The organism is Cryobacterium sp. 10I1, from assembly GCF_035019805.1.
Lineage (GTDB): Bacteria > Actinomycetota > Actinomycetes > Actinomycetales > Microbacteriaceae > Cryobacterium > Cryobacterium glucosi.
On the sequence record NZ_JASJVF010000640.1, the window covers coordinates 1 to 284 of the forward strand.

Genomic DNA, 284 nt, shown 5'->3' on the forward strand with positions numbered 1-284 from the left:
GAATGCGTCCGCGGTGAGCTGTTCGGTGGTGCGCGGGTCGTCCTGCACGCGCTTCGCCCACGCTGCCTGCTCCTTGTCCACAAAGCGGACCCCGCCCCGGCGGGGACTGGTGATGGCGTCGTAGGTACTCATCAGGTACTCGCCGTCTTCGGGGGCGAACAGGCCGACCATGCGCACCTGCCCCGTGTGGAGCCGCCAGAACCGCAGCGACCGGTCGTCGTAGACGGCCTTCTCGCGGGCGGCGATGCCGGCCTCATCGAGCACGTCCCGCACCCGCCGGGCGC

1 pseudogene is annotated in these 284 nt (G+C 71.1%); it reads right to left on the reverse strand.

Features of this window, described 5'->3' with window-relative positions:
• A pseudogene (locus tag QN345_RS20125) lies at positions 1 to 284 on the reverse strand (HNH endonuclease); the annotation flags it as partial.